1 protein-coding gene is annotated in these 245 nt (G+C 42.0%); it reads right to left on the bottom strand.

Annotated features, from left to right (window positions below; translation table 11 throughout):
• Positions 1 to 245: BCCT family transporter (locus tag Q4528_RS15410; RefSeq protein WP_303522588.1), on the bottom strand; the 245-nt coding region annotated here is incomplete at both ends.

The raw sequence follows: 245 nt of genomic DNA, 5'->3' as shown, positions 1-245 counted from the left end.
GAGCAGAGATAACCGCCCAAAAAACCTTCTGTATAATTGGCAATTCCAGCTTGCCTCCAGCTGTCATGCTATCAACTACGATAGAGCCAGAATCTAGAGTAGTAACAAAGAATACGATGATCAGTGCGATAGCAATGATTGATAACATATTGCCCATTGGGTAAGCATCGAGCATGTAGAACAAACTTAATGAGACATCGGCAATACCTTGATCAGCACCTAGCAGCCCAATTTTATCTATGTCC

The organism is Staphylococcus pasteuri (assembly GCF_030547725.1).
Lineage (GTDB): Bacteria > Bacillota > Bacilli > Staphylococcales > Staphylococcaceae > Staphylococcus > Staphylococcus pasteuri.
Note: the sequence above shows the minus strand (reverse complement) of the source record. Positions and strands in the feature narration are given on the sequence as shown.